The organism is Vibrio sp. PNB23_22_6 (assembly GCF_052877535.1).
The window spans coordinates 179090-196456 of record NZ_JBNFXP010000002.1; the positions used below are offsets into that span (position 1 = coordinate 179090).

The window sequence follows — 17367 nt, forward strand, 5'->3', positions numbered from 1 at the left end:
CTGGTATTTTGAACGTAAAAAATTAATCGTTCTTTTCTTTACCGTAAACACGAACGCCCGCCTTCGAGCCTTCAGAATTACCGTAAACTTCAATGTTTTTCACACAACGACGGTAACCGAAGTGGCGCCAGTCGGTCGTTTTGTTCTTCTTTAGATCGCGGTGGAAGCGAATGGTTTTCTCATCACCATTTTGGAACTTCACCACGACCTTTCTCAATTCTAGGTCTTTCTCTGCCTTCACTTTGATCGCATTAGTATTGCGACAAATAACCATCGGGATTTTTGCTGCAAGGTTACCGTGCTCAAGTAAAATTGTGCGACCTAGAGTGAATTTGTCATCAGCGTGTGCTGGTGATGCCAGTAGTGTTGCAGCGATAGCTGCACTTAAAAGAGTAGTAAATAGTTTCATTCAAGTTAACAACCTAATTAAGGAGCGCGAATCATAGTCGAGAAGAATGAATATCAGATAGAAAAATTTTGTGATGTGAGTCATGTTTTACCTGGCGTTGACTTTTCTCTGAAAAAGCTGACGACTAGATGAACCAACTAGCCATATCATCACCAGACAATACCCAAGTATCTTGAGGATACTTGGGTACAAAACATCTTGTTAAGCGCTTTTAGAAGCCGCCTGCTTTTCGCTGTTTGCTGTGTTCGCTTTTTTAACTGGTGCTTTCTTAACCGTGCTTTCAGACGTTTTGCTTTGCAGTGTTACCACTTCTTTGTCTGGTAATTCTGCGGCTTCACCAAAGAATTTACCGCCAGGTTCAATGCTCAGGTTGTTGCTCCAAATCTTACCGCTAACGCGACCTTTTGCAAGCACTTGGATATGCTCAGAATGACAATTTCCATCGATGATGCCATTAACAATCAAGTGGTTAGCGAAGATATCACCTTTGACTCGTCCACTCTCTGCGATGACCAAAGTGCCTTCAACATGGATCTGACCACTGAGTAGACCGTCAATCTGAATGTCGCTTTCTACTTTGAGTTCTCCGCTAACAGTACAACCTTTGGCGATGAGAGTTGAAGCTGCTGAGCGACTCGTTGTTCCACGGTTTTGATTAAAGATTCCCATCGTATATTTCGTTCCTTAGTAAATATATCTTCAAAATCATTGAGGTTCCAATCGACAAAGGTCTTTGGATTTAGTGCTCGTCCGACAAAGCGCACTTCGTAATGGAGGTGAGGTCCAGATGAAAGCCCACTGTTGCCGGAGAGCCCAATAAGCTGCCCCTTCTTTACAAACTGACCGCTTTTGACTTTGAACGCTTTCAGATGTGAATAGGAGCTCGAAAAGCCAAATGAGTGCTGCAATCTAAGAAAGTTACCAGAGCCTTTGTTGCTTCTGCGAGTGACTTCCACGACGCCATCGGCAGGCGCATAGATTTTGGTACCGATGTTGACGGCAAAGTCTAATCCACGGTGCATCTTTGAGACTTTAGTGACAGGGTGGATACGTTTACCAAAGCCAGAAGAAAGGCGAGCTTTTTCAACCGGAGATCCACTAGGAATTTGATTTAGCATCACCATGCGAACATTCGAAGTAATGGCGGCGGTGTCGAAGCGGGTGTCTAAGCTGTCGTTAGCGGTGTGGTTGCTCACGCCAAGTACTTTTTCCAGATCACCAAGGCGTTCAGATACAAGTTGGACTCGCTCTTCCCGCTCAGATAAGTCGCTCTCAAGTTCTGATTTGAGTGCTTTTAAATCATTCAGTTCTTGCCCGATATTGCGTGAGTGTTCTGTCATTTGAGCTTGCTTAAGCACGGCATCATCGACACGAGTGTAGAGGTGATTGATCAGGAATGCGGTTGCCCCTAACGCTAGCAAAAATAGACCGAAAAAGGTTTTTAAATTGCGTTGCATCGCTTTACTGAAGTACCAATGCTTAGAGCCATTAATGGTTGAGATGGAGAGCGTCAGCTGATCTTTCATAATTCTCTACGGATCGTGTGTTTTACAAACCTCGTCATTAGGAGGTTTCGACTGTAAGCAAAAGTGAGGAAGGTCGCTAGTTCTGTTATAGAGCGAAATGTCAGGTCGTGAGCTGTTTTCAGACAATGAAGAAAAGTGGTTAGTCGAATTTAATCTTGCCGCCATTTTGGTCGCTAGCTTTGCTTCATTCTAAGGTAGAGGGCAAGAACTCGCCTGATTCGAGAGTTTTTCAGTAGAGGCGCGCATAACAAAATCAACCTAAGTTAAACTGTCCAGTCCAGTACCATCATTGGCTCGGTGATACACATCCTTTCTTAGTGCGTAAAAGGTGAACGAAAAGAAGCATATTTACTGCTCTGAAGGCTGCTCCGTACCAAAACCGCGCAGGATATTGGTGAGCGTGATGACGCTGAACGCCATAATGACCAATGATAGGTGCCAGGCTTGGCTTAGACCTAACTGCATCAGCGTCATACTTACTATCGATGACACCACCATTTGGCCACCACCGGACATGGCTGCCGCCGCACCTGCTTGTTTTTTATAAGGCTGCATGACCATCGCTTGCGCACAAGGTAAGGCGATCGAGTTGCCTAAGATCATCAATAGCTGCCCCAACATTAAGTAAACGGGTTCAACGGGACAGAAGAATAGCCATAACGCTGAACTTATATGCAAAGCTGGCGTCATCAATAGCGTTCTTTTACTGCCAATCATTGGGCGAATACGGTTACACAGGCTGGTGCCGCAAATCATGCCAAAAGCAGGAATCAATGCCCACATTGCGTATTCGTCTGATGTCATGCCGATTTGGTTTTGCATGATGAACGGCATCACGGATACCGTGGTGATCATCAAACTGAAGTTGAGCCAACCTATGCTGGCGAAGCTCATAAAGTAGCGTGAAGTGAGCAAATCACGATATTGCAGCAGCATCTTCTTTGGTGAGGGAATGGGAGTTGGGTGCGCGATGGTTTCCTGAAAACGCAGCGCAATAATGGCCCAAGCAAACGACACGTACCCTAATAGTGAAATGAATACCATGCTCCAGCCAAAATGGAAGTTAATGAAGCCACCAAGCACTGGCGCGATGAGGGGCGTAATCGATGCGGCCATCGCAATGTAAGACATGGCGACGGGCAGCTCCGAGCCACTAAAACGATCGCGAGTGGATGCCCGCGCCAATACGGCACAACAACCGGTGCCTAAACCTTGTAAGAAACGTCCCATCACCATGCCAGTAAAGCTATGGCTGTAGAAGATGATCATCAAAAGACCAGACATGGCGATCAGCAAACCGGTCAGTAGTACTTTCTTTCGTCCAAGCGCATCTGATACAGGACCATAAATAAATTGGGAAGGGCCAAAGCCAAGTAAGTAAATACTCACCAGTAGCTGAGCTTGGTCGAGGGAGATATCAAAGTCTTTGGCGATCCAGGGTAAAGATGGAAAGACCAAACCCATGCTGAGTTGACCAACACTGATGATCAAACACGCCAGTAGGATGGTTTTAAAATCAATCGGGCGGTTCATGATCGCGGTGAGCCTCTTTTGGTGGAGGCATCAACATACAGAAGTTCATTAATGCTGACAATACCAAATGAAGCCATGGGTAAGGGGCTAAGCTTATCTCAACAACGAATGCGGTGCTCAATAAGCAACGAAAGTGAAGCGCGTGGTAAATCAATGGGTAACGAGGCGGTGTTTTTCAAAATACAGAACTGCAAGCTGGCTAATCAGGAGAGCCTAGAGAAAGTTTCGAATATTGGCTAAAGAAAAGCCAGAGTGAAAATCGAGCTCTGGCTTTGCTTTTTGATATGCCGTTATGCTGCGTTGAGTTGGATCACGCGGTTCCTACCGAGTCGCTTCGCTTGATAAAGCGCTTTCTCAACTTGGTCTATGACGTTGTGATAGCTCTCTTCCAGAGGCGTAAAGCCGATGCTGGCGGTAAAGCGAAGTTCACCACAGCCTAGTGATAGGTGGCTGTTTTGAAGAGCGATTCTAAAATTGTCCAATTGTTGCTGCGCATCGAGTCCATCATTGGCTTGTAAGAGAAGCATGAATTCTTCGCCACCATAACGCGCAAGACAAACCCCCTTTGGTTTAGGAAAATACTCTCGGAGTACATCGGCGGTTTTCTTCAGCACTAGGTCACCAACGGGGTAACCATACTTATCGTTGATGTAGGTAAAGTTATCAATATCGATCATCGCGACGAAACGGTTTTCAGTGCCCAGTTCTCGGGCAATGTGGGTTACCAAACACGTTTTATTTTCCAACTGAGTTATCGGGTCTTGATGACGTAAACGTTCACGTAGGCGTAGATTGGCGAGTGCTGTTTGGGCATAGCATTGTATCAACCTAAGTACGTATTTGTAGGTTGAGAAGCGACAATTTATATAAACCACAGCCATCAGGTCGTGCCCGTCAAATAATGGCATGCAGTAGTGTTTGTTGTTGATCTTAAGTTTCTTAGCAAGCAAGTCATTACATTTTTTACTGCGGATGGTTAGCGTAGTTTTGGAATAGCGTGTAGTGCACGTCTCATCTGTTAGAACTCGCCGTCTGTTTCCGTGATAGTCGAGAATGTAAATGCCGTAATTGGTGCTGTCATAGAGGCACAGTTGAATTCCGCGATGGTAGCAAAAGCGATTGAGGACCTGTTTCAATTGAGCTTTAAATTCATCTACGTTCTTCACGCCATTTAAGTCACCTAAGGAGCCATGCAGTTGTGAAGTGAGGTAGTGAATGCTGATCGCCAGTGCGAGTAAGGAGGCAACCACGCCGGAGATTAATGCAAATGGATAGCTGCTGTTAAAAATGTCTGCTCGGTCTGTGCCTGCGATGAACACCCAGTTCATGCTATTGTCAGCATCGAATACAGAGAGTTTAAAATGGTCTTGGTAGTAGTATTCGTGTTTACCAAACAGTTGCCCATCATCAACTTTTTTACTGATTCCACCATGGAAGCTAACCGAAGGATCACCAATTCGACTTGGGTCGGGATGGAAGACTAAGCGTTCAGTATCACGATCAACAACGAATACGTACCCATTACTGAGTATTTTCAAGCCACGGAGTTGCTGGGTGGTATGGAATAAGTCGAATTCTAGCCATAACTGATGCTTGAGTGTTGGGTTTATATGCTTAATCGCGAATACCCAACGTTGCTGTGGGTTTTGATAAAGGGATGAGATATAAAAATCCTCGTGGAGGGTATTGAGTTTATTCCAGGTCAGCCGGGTTGTGTCGGGTTGTGCTACGTGGCCAGAAGGGAAGTACGCTACTGGATGATTTATCTCTGAGTAAAGAACCGCAGAGTACAGTGATGAGTAATCGATGATGCTATTACTCAAGTTAGTAAACTCGAGACTGTTTGGGTTGTGTTGATTGGCTTTTAATGCGGACTCCAACAAATAGAATTTGCTGAAAGCGGCTTCTATTCGTGATTGTATTAGCCGGTTCGCGGTGATCAGATTGGTTTGAGATTGTCGATAAACTAACGACTCTGAGTCGCTCAGTTGATCGTAAGACAAATAAACAATGAAACCTGCCAGTAGCAGCAGGTAAGGCCGTATAAAACGGATCAAAAATTTGGGTAAAGCCATATGCCAAATAACGCTGCAAATATTATAAGTGTGATTTGGACAGCAATACTAGATTAGTTTCAATTGCGCATCAATGCGTATGGTGTGTTTAATAAATTGGCGGTATCTGCTCTGACTAAATTGCCATCAAAACTGTATCAGAGAGGTGTGCGCTTATGCCGTTAGCTCATGTTTGACTTTGAATACCCATTAACATAAGCCCGCAATTTAACATACTGAATCGCGGACTCATGCTGGTTAGGTGATGCTATTTAGGTTGATAGTGGAGTATCATCATTGATGTCGGTGACAACAGTACCTCGCCTTTAGCATGCCCAGGGTTTAGATTTCGGACGTTGGTATTGCAGATGGTTACCCATTCTTGAGCACGATCACTGGGCAGTTTGAAGCGCGCTGGCGCATTGGTTTGGTTGATCAGATAAACCAGCTCTTGGCCTTTTTTGCCAATACCCAAGTGAAGTGCAACGGAGCTTAAACGGTTCCAATCGTCATGCTCCATTAAACTACCATCGGTTCGATGCCAAAAAATGCGATTGTTGTTGCGATGCTCACCACTGAACGCTCGAATGAATGGCACCATGTACTGATTGCGGTTAGCAACCATCTGCGACATCCAAGCCATAAAGTGATGCTTTCGCTCGGATTTAGACCAGTCTAACCAACTGATGTCGTTATCCTGACAGTACGCATTGTTGTTGCCTCGTTGGGTATGAGATAACAAATCGGCGGTAAGAATATGCGGAATACCAAACGCAAACAGCAGACTCGCCATGAGGTTGCGTTTTTGCTTCTCACGTGTCGCTATGATGATTAAGTTCTCGCTTTCGCCTTCTACACCGTAGTTTTCGGAGCGGTTATCACCATGACCATCGCGGTTTTGCTCCCCATTGGCCTCGTTGTGTTTTTGCTTGTACGAGACCAAATCTTGCAGTGTGAAACCGTCATGATACGTGATGTAGTTAACCGTGAGTTTGTAAGGCCAATTCGCAGCGCTGTAAATATCACGCGAACCCATCAAGCGAGTGGCAAATTCTTTTAAGTAACCTTGATCACCTCGCCAGAAGCTGCGAGCAATATCGCGCAGTTTGTCATTGCACTCATTCCAACCAAATGGGAAATTGCCAACTTGATAGCCATTCGGACCAATATCCCAAGGCTCGGCAATCAGTTTGGTTTCACGCAGCACGGGATCTTGCGCCACGGCTTTGAAGAAAGCAGCGTCTGGATTGTAATCGTCGCCCTGACGACCTAGTGTAGCCGCTAAATCGAATCGGAAACCGTCAACTTTAAACTCACTCACCCAGTAGCGTAGGGTATCCATCACTAAATTCAGTGCGGGTTGGTAAGTCAAATCTACGGTGTTACCACAACCGGTAAAATTTGCGAAGTGCTGGCCGTGTTTGATGTAAAAATGTGGGTCGAGCGCTTTAAGGTTGAAGGTCGTCGGACCATCACCACCTTCAGCCGTATGGTTATAGACCACGTCGAGAATCACTTCGATGCCATGTTTGTGTAACTCTCGGATGGTGGTTTTTAGCTCCGTTACTGCGTCATTTTCTGCGTAGCGTGGGTCTGGCACCATAAACAGGTATGGGTTGTAGCCCCAGTAATTCACCTTATCCATCTTGAGTAGATGCGGTTCATGCATACACGCTGCAACGGGGAGTAATTGTAACGTGTTGATATTTTGTTGTTTATAAAACGCTAGCATCTCTGATGATGCTAACCCTAAGTAACGTCCTTTCGTGGCCTCTAGGACCTCTGGATGCTGCTGTGTTAATCCCTTAACGTGCGTTTCAAATAGCACCATTTCTTCACGTGGAATGCGAGGATGCTCGGTTCCTTGCCAATCAAAGGTGTCCTCAATGACGACACATTTTGGCATATCGAAGCTTTTAACGGCAGAGAAAGGAGGGCGGTAGTGAAGAGCGGCATCTATGGATTTTGCATAAGGGTCAGAGATGAGTCGTGGTTCATCATGATGAGTCACTACATAACCGTATTTTTGTCCCGGCTTTATATCTGCGATGAAGGTGTGGCGAATTCCGGCGTGTTCGCTGGGTAAGTCATACAAAGTGTAACTGCCATCGTCAGAAAATAAGGCCAGTTGAATGTCATTACCACCCGGGGCGTAAACAGAGAAGTTACAACCTTCTTGATTCACGGTTGCGCCGAGCGGGTACGGACGAGAGAGAAGTTGTGTCATTAGCGAGTCTTTTTCTAATATTTATTGCTACCTTTAAGAACTATAAGTAAAAAACTTTGTCTTACTAAGGTCAACCACCTTATGCCGAAAAATATGACTGTAATTTAATTACTTTCTATGATCCATTTTGGTCAAAAATATGAAATAGCTATCACTTTGTAGCGATCTAGAATTGGAGATACTTACTAATTCCTCCCCACATTGGTGATCTGACTCTAAGAAACGCCATTCGGTAATTCTTCTCATCCCTTCTCATCCCCCCTAAATTAGTTTGGGGTGGAGGACGTCATTCTTGTTCGCCTTGGATAATCTGTAAACCGTTGAAACAAACGGGGACTTGTTCCCATCTTACCTCTCTTTCTTTAGGCGCATTTTTACTGCCTATATTCGCCCAGGGAGTGAGCAGGGAAGACAGAATTATAAATACCCTTAATGGAGTTAAGAATGAAAAAAGTAAGTGTAATTGCTGCTGCAGTGGCTGCAACTTTGGCTGCTGGTTCTGCTTTCGCAGTGGACTTCAATGGTTACTTCCGTGCTGGAACTGCTATCAGCGGTAATGGTAATGGTGATCTTTCTGTTGATAAAAATGGTGTTGGTCGTCTTGGTAACGAAAGCGATAACTATTATGAGTTTGGTTTTGCTGAAGAGCTTAAAACAGGTGAACAAAGTTGGCGTTTAGAATCAATGATCGCTTCTGGTGCTAATGGCTCCAATGGTTGGGAAGATGGCGACTTCAACGTTGCACAATTTGCGGTAAAAGCGAAAGGCCTGATTACTGCTGACAAAGAAGCAACCATGTGGGCAGGTAAGACATACTACCAACGTAAAGACATCCACATTACGGACTTCTACTACTTAAATACCTCTGGTACTGGTGGTGGTATCGAAAACCTATCTATTGGTGACCAAAAACTATCTTTAGCACTTATCCAAGATGGAGACCATAATGACTCTACTGGCTATATCTTTGATGCTCGTTTAGCAAACATCGGTCTTTGGGAAAATGCATCTCTTGAGCTAGCAATGGCATATAACTTTGCAACAGATTCAAATGATGCTAAAGAAAAGGCAGATGATGGTGTGTTAGCTACAGCGATCGTTCATCAAGGTTTGAGCAATGGCTTTAACCAAACAGTATTTCAATACGGTACAAATGGTTACGGTGTTCAAGCGGCCAACTTCTGGGGAGCGGGTGCGTATTATGCTCGTGGTACAGAAGCGTTTAACGGTGCATCAGGTTTCCGTTTGTTAAACTGGGGTGTTGTTAACCTAGCTGAAGATTGGGAAATGGGTCACCAGTTGGCATACCTATCAGGTAGCGACATTGGTGGTGAAGCAGCAGGTAGTTACACTGGTAAAAACTTCGATATCGACCAGTACTCTGCAGTTGTTCGTCCAATGTACAAGTGGAACGACACAATGCGAACTGTATTTGAAGCAGGCTACAATGCTGGTGAGAAAATCTCTGACGGAGGTCTAGCTAAAGAAGATTTCAGCCATGCTAAATTTACGGTAGCTCAAGCTTGGGCCATGGGCGATAGCTTTTGGGCTCGACCTGAACTGCGCGTTTACGGTACTTACCATTTAGATGGTGAAAATAAAGATGCATTTAATGGCGATGACTCTGAATTTGTATTTGGTATCCAAGCTGAAGCTTGGTGGTAATCGAGATATCACTTAGCTATCTAGCTGTCCTATTCAAATAGCCGACGTTAGTCGGCTATTTTTCTAAGGGTTTTTGAAAAGTTAGACGTTTACTTAAAGTCAATCTAAGATGCTTCAGCACAAAAAACCTTTAGAAAAATAACTAGAAGGAAAAAGTATGTACTTCCGTGCCCTCATGTTAAGTGGATGTGTCGCGTTGGCCGGCTGTCAGTCCACAGAAGTTATCGAACAAGTTCAAGTTGCTCAGGCGCAGCAAGTCGACGTTATTTCTGAGCTTCAAGCGGTAAAAATGAAGCTTCCTAGCTCTGCCATTGTTGATATCACCTCTCAGAGCCAAGTGCTGAAATATCAAAATATCGATAGCCGTGTTGCGGTATTCGAGCTGCCAGCCGATCGTGGTGAGTTTGCCATTAAAATTACTAGCATGATCGAAGATACGGCTTTTGTTCCAAGAGCGATTATTGTCGATAAAAATGGTAAAAAAATCGAGAACTATGGCAAAGCAGAGTTTGAGTACACGAAACCACGTCTACACTTGGGTAATCGTTTAGTTGCGGAAAAAGATTTTTTCCCTCCAGTCGGCCTAGATACAGTTTACTTGGTCGTTTACACCGACAAAGCGGATCTCGGTGGCTTTACCGATGTTATTCACCCTGCGCGCCTAGATGCTGAAGCTCGAGGCAACTATTTACCAGAAGTAAAAGACATTCCAGTTCCAAACAGTGACACAGGTAAAATTGAAGTTTCGATCGATCGAGTCAGCTTTTTCTCTATAGGCTCATCTAGCAGCGAATCTACTGTTGCCCTAGCAACCGCTAAAGTAGTGGAGTCAGTGCAGCCTGAAACACGAACTTACTACCACAATGCTATTAAAGCCGCAGTAAAACTAGATGATATTCCCAAAGCACTGAGCTTACTTGATGAAGCAAAAGCCCTAGGAATAGAAGGTGCCCAAGAAGTATTTGTGAAAGCAGTAAATAGCAAATAGATAATTTAAAAAAGCCGGCTAAGAAAGTCGGCTATTTTATTACGCATTTAGTTATCTTTTTCACATATTATCTCATTTATTCTTAGCGTTTAATTTATTTCGATTCATAATATATCCATTCTAAATTATTTATTTTTTAGTTTAATAAAATAAGGATATAACGTGAAGAAATTAATTCTACATACAGCATGTACTTTGGCTGCTGTTTCTATCTTATCTGCTTGCTCATCCACATCACCAGTAAATAATACTCAAGATGAAGTAAACAATATGACTACATTTACGAGTACCCATATTGATATGATGACAAATTGTGCTTTGCCGGATTCAGTAGAATCAGGTCCACTGTCTAAAGACATCTTTGTGGTTGGCAGTTTTCCTAGTGCAGACTGGAAGCACACAGCAGAACGCAAGCTGATCTATAAAGGAAATAACATCTATCAAGTGGTTACTGAAGAAGTGCCAGGGAACTACAAAATGCAGTATGCCGCTGAACAATGGAAACCGCAGTTTACTGCCAAAGGTAAACAATTGTCGGTCGAGCAATTAAATGAACTGACTTATGGTGGTTATGGTACCGATACAGCATTAGAAATTAAAGAATCTGGTCAATATCTTTGGAGTTTAGAGTTTAAAGATGACGGGTCACCATATGCCATAATGGTTTCGAAATGCAAGTAATATTCCATTTGGTTATTTGATTTTATTTTTTATTTATTAGCCCCACCATGTAATTCATGTTGGGGTTAATTTTATCTGGGAGAGTTTTAATGCATCATATCCGATATAAAAAACTGCTCGGTAAATCACTTATTGCCTTGAGTGTTGTCGGTGTTTTATCCGCGTGTAACTCCTCAGGTGGAAGTGATGGTAGCACACCATTGCCAGAGACGAGTTACGCTTGCCAAGCGAATGTGATAGAGCAAAGTAATCAGCTGCGAACTTATCAGATCATGGTAGAGAGTTTTGTTGATGGTGACTCGAGTATTGGCCACGGTACGGGTTATGGCACTAGTCACCACAATGGCGATCTACAAGGTATTATTAATTCGCTCGATTACATCCAAGACTTAGGCATGAATGCAATTTGGCTGACGCCTGTTTTTGAGTCAGAAGTGCTCGATGGTCAAGATCATTGGGCAGACCGTTTGGATGCAACGGGGTACTTTGCGACGGATTACTTTAAGATTGATCCACGCTTTGGCGATTTGGAAACCGCGAGAACGTTGGTTAATGAAGCGCACAAGCGAGGCTTATACGTTTTCTTTGATGGCGTGTTTGGTCACCACAAAGACGGTTTGATTAAGCCATCTCCATCGGGTTTGCTACCTTCCGGTGCAAGCAATCCTGTCGATTACCCAGCAAGTTTAGACTTTTACAAAGAAGTCGCGACTTATTGGGTGAAAGAGTTAAAAATTGATGGTTGGCGCTTGGATCAAGCCTACCAAGTACCGACGGATGCTTGGACGCAAATTCGTAAAGCCGTGGATGAAGCCTCACAAAGCGTGACTTATACCAACAGCGAAGGCAAACCAGTCAACCCACTGGGTTACATGGTGGCAGAAATTTGGAAAGGCGAATCTGAAATCGCGGATGATGCTTATGGAATGGCAAATACCCCTGCACTTTGTTCTGCGTTTGATTTCCCGATGCGCTATCGTGTGGTTGAAACCTTAGCGGTAAATGAGAGTGGTGTCGGTGGTCGAGATGTTGATTGGCTAGACAATGGCTATCAGACTCACAATCAATACCCAGCCCATGCCCAGCCTAACTTGATGATAGGTAACCATGATTTAGTGCGCTTTGGTGATTTGCTGCAACGTGGTGGGTTGGCTGATGTTAATGACGCGGAATACTGGCAACGTCATAAAGCCGCATTTGCTTTCCAAGCCGCTTACACCGGGCCAATCACGCTTTATTACGGTGATGAAATTGGTGACCAAGTTGATGGCTTTGCTGCCAAAGAGGACAACCATACCTGTGCGATCCGAGGCGTATGTGATGATCACGTGGCTCGTAGCAGCGCCAAGATCGAAGGGGTCACCGCAACGTTGGATGCGAATCAAGTGGATCTAAAAGCTTATGTGAAGTCTTTGATGATGATGCGTGCGTCCCATCCTGCTTTGTACGAGGGTACTCGCACCAACGTAGTCGCAACCAATGGAAGTTATGTGGACCTGAAAACGTCAGGTGATGATCAAGTTCTGTTTGTGCTGAACACATTAGAAAGTGCGAGAAACGTTGTGTTGACCGAAACGCAGGTGGGCAGTAACCAAGCGCTGGTGGACTTATTGACGAACGAGAAAATCACGCTAAGCGATGGGCAATATCAAATTCTGATGTCGTCGTTACAAGGTCGGTTCTTTAAGGTCACATCAAGCGGTCAGTAAGCCATTGAGACGCTATCTAAGGATAGTTGGTTAAGGATTGAATACGTAAAGCCGAGTGATGCTATCTACCCCCCCATAGCTGCACACTTGGCTTTTTCATTACTTGGCCAATAGTGAGCCATAAATAAAAAAGGGAAGCATAACGCTTCCCTTTTATCTTGTTGTAATCTTAACGGTTAGTTCTTGGTTACCGTTACGATTGGCGCGGTCTTATCTGCTGCATTGAAGTGGAAGCGGTAGTTTCCATTTTCTGGTAACGTGATGCTGATGTTGCCACTTGCACTGCCAGCTTCCATTGTTAGAGGCGTACCGAACTCAATCGCACCTTGACCACCAAAGTTAGTTGAAGCTGCCCAGTCAGAGCTTGCTACCTTCATCTCGAATGTCCCTGCTGTTAGGTCGATGTTTAGTGAGTAAACATCATTCGCTACGTAGCTGAACTTCGCGGTTTCAATGGCTGCCCAGCCCGCGTCGGTCACATCACCACGTAGATAAAGTGCCGTTTCGCCGAATGTTGGAGCATCTGCTGCTTTGGTTACCGACACGACAGGTTTTTCAACGTTATCATCTTGTTCATGGATCGCATTTAGAATGAATGTATATTTACCTGTCTCTGCAATAGATAGTTGACAGTTCCCCTCAGCCCCAAGGTCGAGAGAACCGCTTGCCAACTCAACCGCATCACAACCAAAGTTTGGTGTCCCCCAGTTACCGTCGGCAAACTTAAAGCCATAGTCGCCTGCTTCTAACACGCCAGTTACTGAGTAAATGCCGTTACCAATAAAGGACATTTCCCACTCCGCAACAGGATTCCAGCCATTCATGTCTCCACGAATGTAAACCTTAGTGTCACCGTACGGAGGAATGCTAGAGACATCCTTTTCGCCCACAGGCAGACCAGTACCTTGTGCCCCGTTTTGTGGCTGAACAAAGACCGCCGTCGTCAGGGCTGGTACTGTGAATGTATCGCCAGAGAAGCTCGCACCTTTCACCGTTGTGTCCATCGAGTTCTTCTGAACGTTATGCAGTTCGAAGCTTGTGGCACCTTCAACTTTGAATGATTGCTCTGTCGCTGTTGAGTTTACCACGGCAACGATGGCATCGTAGTTTTGGTCGAGGTCCGCGCCTGCCGAAGTACCGTCATCGATAGACATAACGATCAAGCCCTCTACTTGGTTTTGACCTACGTTATGGAAATCAACACGGTTCATCACTTCCTGAGCCGTATCTAAGCGGAACAGTTCGCTTGTACTACGGATTGTCAGTAACTCTAGGAATTGTTGTTTCGTTTGCTCGATGTCTGTTGTATCTGGCTTCGTTGTGCTATCTCCAATGATGGTTTTGATCAGCGCCCAGTTTGCACCGTCTTTGTCTTCACGAGGCAGACCAACGTTCCAGTTGTTGTCTGTGCCGTCGAAGAATACACGGTTAAACCAATCGCCCGAATCGTAAGAATCACGCTGCATCGATTTTGAGCGTAGTAATTCAGAGCCCATGTGGATAAATGGGATACCTTGCCCTAGCATCACAGTGGATAGGGATACTGACTGCATACGAGCACGGTCAGCTGAACTTGTTCCGGCGTCCACTTTGTAGGCGTTATTGTCCCAAAGCGTTTGGTTATCGTGTTTAGAGACGTAAGAGATGTTCTCTGAAGGCGCTTTCGTGTAACCCGCTGGCGCACCATTGTAGTCAACATTTTTACCCAGCTTAGTTTCGCCGGTGTAATCGATAAGAATAAAGTCAGCGAGGTTACCTGCCATGCCTAGACGCACAAGATCTTGATTGTGTAATGCACCATCAATTTCGTCTTGGCTACCCGTTTGCAGTTCATTCGGGTATGCGGCATTGCCGAAACCTTGGTTTTTGCGTAACCCGGTTCCCGCACCATCAAATGGTGAACCACCACGAACCGCATCACGGAGACGGTCAGAGAAGGTGCCGATGTCAGTGCCTGCCATGTTGATTTGATTTGCTTGATCAAAGCGCGCGTTGTTTGCGACTTCACCAAAGTCCCAACCTTCACCATAGAACAGTGTGTTCGGATCAATCTTACGAACTTGCTCCAGCGCATAAACCATCACGTCTTTAGGTTGGTGACCCATCAAGTCGAAACGGAAACCGTCTACTTTGTAGTCGTCAGCCCAAACCAGCAATGAGTCCACCATCAGTTTACCCATCATCAAGTTTTCCGTTGCGGTGTTGTCACAACAGGTTGAGTTCTCGACGCCGCCAGTGTTGACGTTAAGGCGGTGGTAATATCCAGGGACGATCTTATCCAGAACCGATTTGTCGTTTACGCCAGATGCGTTGGTGTGGTTGTACACCACGTCCATGACAAGCTTCAGATCCATCTTGTGGGTCGCTTGCACCATTTCGCGGAATTCCAGAATACGCTTGGAGCCGTTCGGATCCGTCGCGTAACTGCCTTCTGGAACCGTGTAATGGAATGGGTCGTAACCCCAGTTAAAGCTGTCTAGCATGCGCAGATCATTCATCAACGCTTGTGCTGCGCCTGTTGTTGGATCGTAGCGGTTTAGCACATCTTCAATGACTTTCGCGTCATCTTCTGTTCCACAAATCGATGCTGCTGGTTTGATGCCACATAGCTTGCCAACGGTATCGGTGATGTCTACGCGTTTCTCTGCGTTTTCATCTACGGTCGCAATGTCGAAGGCAGGCAGAATATGAAGCGTAGTAAGACCGGCGTCTTTCAGTGCTTGAAGGTGAGTAACCGACTCTCGGTCAGCTTCCGTTAGCGCGAGATATTTACCATTCAGGCTAGGCGTTCCTTTGCTATCACTGAAGCTGAAGTCCCGAAGGTGAGATTCATACAATACGTGATCTGCGTCTTTTTCAACGGTTGGGCGAACGTAGTTATCCCATTCTGCTGGTTTCAAGTTTGCACTATCGAGATCAACAACTTGTGAGTACATTGAGTTCTGAGACAAGCTTAATGAGTATGGGTCTGTCACCAAGCGCGTTTCTACAACACCAGTTGTTGGATGATAAACGGTGACTTTATAGTGATAGTATTGGTTTAGGGCATGACTCTGCGCCTCTGATGCCCAAATACCAGTTTCGGGATTTTCCGTCATCTCAATCGTAGAGACTTCTTTAAAATTCTCATCGTAGATGACTAGGTCGACATTTTGTGCAGTTGGCGCCCAAAGTTTAAATGTCGCTGCGCTGCCCTCAACGATTGCACCAAGGGTTTCTCCAATTGCGTTACCAGTATTGGCATCTGCAAATACGGCGTCGAGCACACCAGGCTTTTGTACCTCTGTTGCTGAAATAACGTCACCATCTGCGTTATAAGCCACCATGACGATTTGTGACTTCAGGATAGAGCGCAATGTATCGGTATCAACATCGATCCCTGCGGCTGGTAAACTAGCAAGGTGACGGAAACGCGTTTTTAATGGTTCAGACAATTCACCCGCTTTCGTCAGTTCAACCGCTGTACCGCCTGTGATTTGCTTGTCTTCATCCATCGAGATGTCGTTGGTCAAACTATAGAAAAGCTTCATGATGTCGGCATTTGCTGCCGCTTCCCACGCGATCGTGTTCGCGTCTAACCAGTGCGCTTTTTGGCCATCGATGTCGACCGGGCGTTCTTCAATTGGCTCATAGTAAAGTTCGCTGCTACCATGGAAACCGAACAGACCTTTCGATTCGCCGAGCTTAGTGAGCTCAACTTTCGAGTTTGCGCTGCCGAATGCTTTTTCATCGCCTTTGTGCAGAATGAAGTTCATGCATGTGTGAGGATCGTTCGCATCAGGATCCATTTTGAGTACGTAATATGCGCCGTAGGTTTCACTGATGCCAGTGAAGAGCAGTGGTGCTCCCCAATCTGTGCCACTATCTGCAATGCCCATGGCTTCTAGGTCAGTACTGGTACAACCTTCACCATTCCAAAGGTGCAGACCCCAGCCGTCATAGTTACTGTTTTTTGCGGTTGAGGCCACATCGCGTTTGTAGTAGATGACCACTTCGTTCTCTCCCGCAGGGTATAAACCGGAACTTGGTTTAACGGTGTCATCATTGGAGTTGCCACAACCACTGATCACCGCGACGGAGAACAATGGCAATACAGTTTTAGCAATCGTTGTTAATTTGAATATTTTATTGTCCACGTTTACAAATCCATTTTTATTTGGGTATATAGGCGAAATGCCGAAAGTAGATGTTCAAATAAATGCTAATACAGTCAGTCATCAGCAAAGTGTGAGAGGGGGCCGTTTAGTTTTTTACAAGAGAAAAATTTCTATTCGAAGGGGTTTTGCTCGCAATTTTGATAATAAAACGTGTGCATAATGAGATGTTCAGCGCAGCTTAACGACGTCATTGTTTATAGGAGGAGAAGAGGAGGATGAGAAGGGAGGAGAATACCTCAGCCCCAAAACCGTGATTTGGTTCAATAAAATCTGGGTGAATATTTCTTGTCGAAAAATAAGTAGGATTGATGTGAGGCAATCTTATCGAATACTTTGATGGGATACTTCAGATTTTACTCAAGCGGTCGTTATATAATAGAGCGGTAATTTACTTCAAGATGCTCGGGTATACACCCAT

General features: G+C 45.0%; 11 protein-coding genes. 4 read left to right on the plus strand and 7 right to left on the minus strand.

Annotated elements, in window-relative coordinates; translation table 11 throughout:
* Window positions 1–22: 22 nt before the first annotated feature.
* The 6 genes from ACVA54_RS02575 to glgX form a co-directional block, all read right to left on the minus strand.
* On the minus strand, window positions 23–409 hold the full coding sequence (locus ACVA54_RS02575; RefSeq protein ID WP_099078496.1) for a DUF2541 family protein: 387 nt from the start codon (window positions 407–409) through the stop codon (window positions 23–25).
* A gap of 201 nt (window positions 410–610) precedes the next feature.
* The gene (locus ACVA54_RS02580; protein ID WP_099078497.1) at window positions 611–1078 is read right to left on the minus strand and encodes a bactofilin family protein; all 468 of its coding nucleotides are present in this window, start codon (window positions 1076–1078) and stop codon (window positions 611–613) included.
* Window positions 982–1935 (minus strand): M23 family metallopeptidase, encoded by a 954-nt coding sequence (locus ACVA54_RS02585; RefSeq protein WP_099078498.1) that lies wholly within the window; start codon window positions 1933–1935, stop codon window positions 982–984. The genes ACVA54_RS02580 and ACVA54_RS02585 overlap by 97 nt, the downstream gene beginning before the upstream one ends.
* A gap of 348 nt (window positions 1936–2283) precedes the next feature.
* Window positions 2284–3468 carry a multidrug effflux MFS transporter gene (locus ACVA54_RS02590; RefSeq protein WP_099078499.1) on the minus strand — a complete coding sequence of 395 codons (1185 nt, stop codon included), beginning with the start codon at window positions 3466–3468 and terminating at the stop codon, window positions 2284–2286.
* Between the two features lie 290 nt (window positions 3469–3758).
* Window positions 3759–5543, minus strand: a complete 1785-nt coding sequence (locus ACVA54_RS02595) for a sensor domain-containing diguanylate cyclase (protein WP_099078501.1) — start codon at window positions 5541–5543, stop codon at window positions 3759–3761.
* A gap of 247 nt (window positions 5544–5790) precedes the next feature.
* Window positions 5791–7749 carry a glycogen debranching protein GlgX gene (glgX, locus tag ACVA54_RS02600; protein WP_446617167.1) on the minus strand — a complete coding sequence of 653 codons (1959 nt, stop codon included), beginning with the start codon at window positions 7747–7749 and terminating at the stop codon, window positions 5791–5793.
* Window positions 7750–8193: 444 nt separating this feature from the next.
* Between glgX and lamB the strand changes: the two genes are divergently transcribed.
* The 4 genes from lamB to ACVA54_RS02620 all read left to right on the plus strand — a co-directional run bounded on the left by lamB (window position 8194) and on the right by ACVA54_RS02620 (window position 12792).
* A complete protein-coding gene (gene lamB, locus ACVA54_RS02605) occupies window positions 8194–9414 on the plus strand; it encodes a maltoporin LamB (RefSeq protein WP_446617166.1) in 1221 nt (406 codons plus the stop codon).
* A gap of 157 nt (window positions 9415–9571) precedes the next feature.
* Entirely contained in the window at window positions 9572–10402 is an 831-nt protein-coding gene (locus ACVA54_RS02610) for a MalM family protein (protein WP_446649379.1), read from the plus strand.
* A gap of 162 nt (window positions 10403–10564) precedes the next feature.
* Window positions 10565–11083, plus strand: a complete 519-nt coding sequence (locus ACVA54_RS02615) for a glycosidase (protein ID WP_446579214.1) — start codon at window positions 10565–10567, stop codon at window positions 11081–11083.
* 89 nt (window positions 11084–11172) lie between these two features.
* Window positions 11173–12792 (plus strand): alpha-amylase family glycosyl hydrolase, encoded by a 1620-nt coding sequence (locus ACVA54_RS02620; protein ID WP_119464128.1) that lies wholly within the window; start codon window positions 11173–11175, stop codon window positions 12790–12792.
* Window positions 12793–12968: 176 nt separating this feature from the next.
* Here ACVA54_RS02620 and pulA read toward each other — a convergent pair whose 3' ends face one another.
* Window positions 12969–16928, minus strand: coding sequence for a pullulanase-type alpha-1,6-glucosidase (pulA, locus tag ACVA54_RS02625; RefSeq protein WP_446649380.1), 3960 nt, complete (start codon window positions 16926–16928; stop codon window positions 12969–12971).
* Window positions 16929–17367 lie beyond the last annotated feature (439 nt).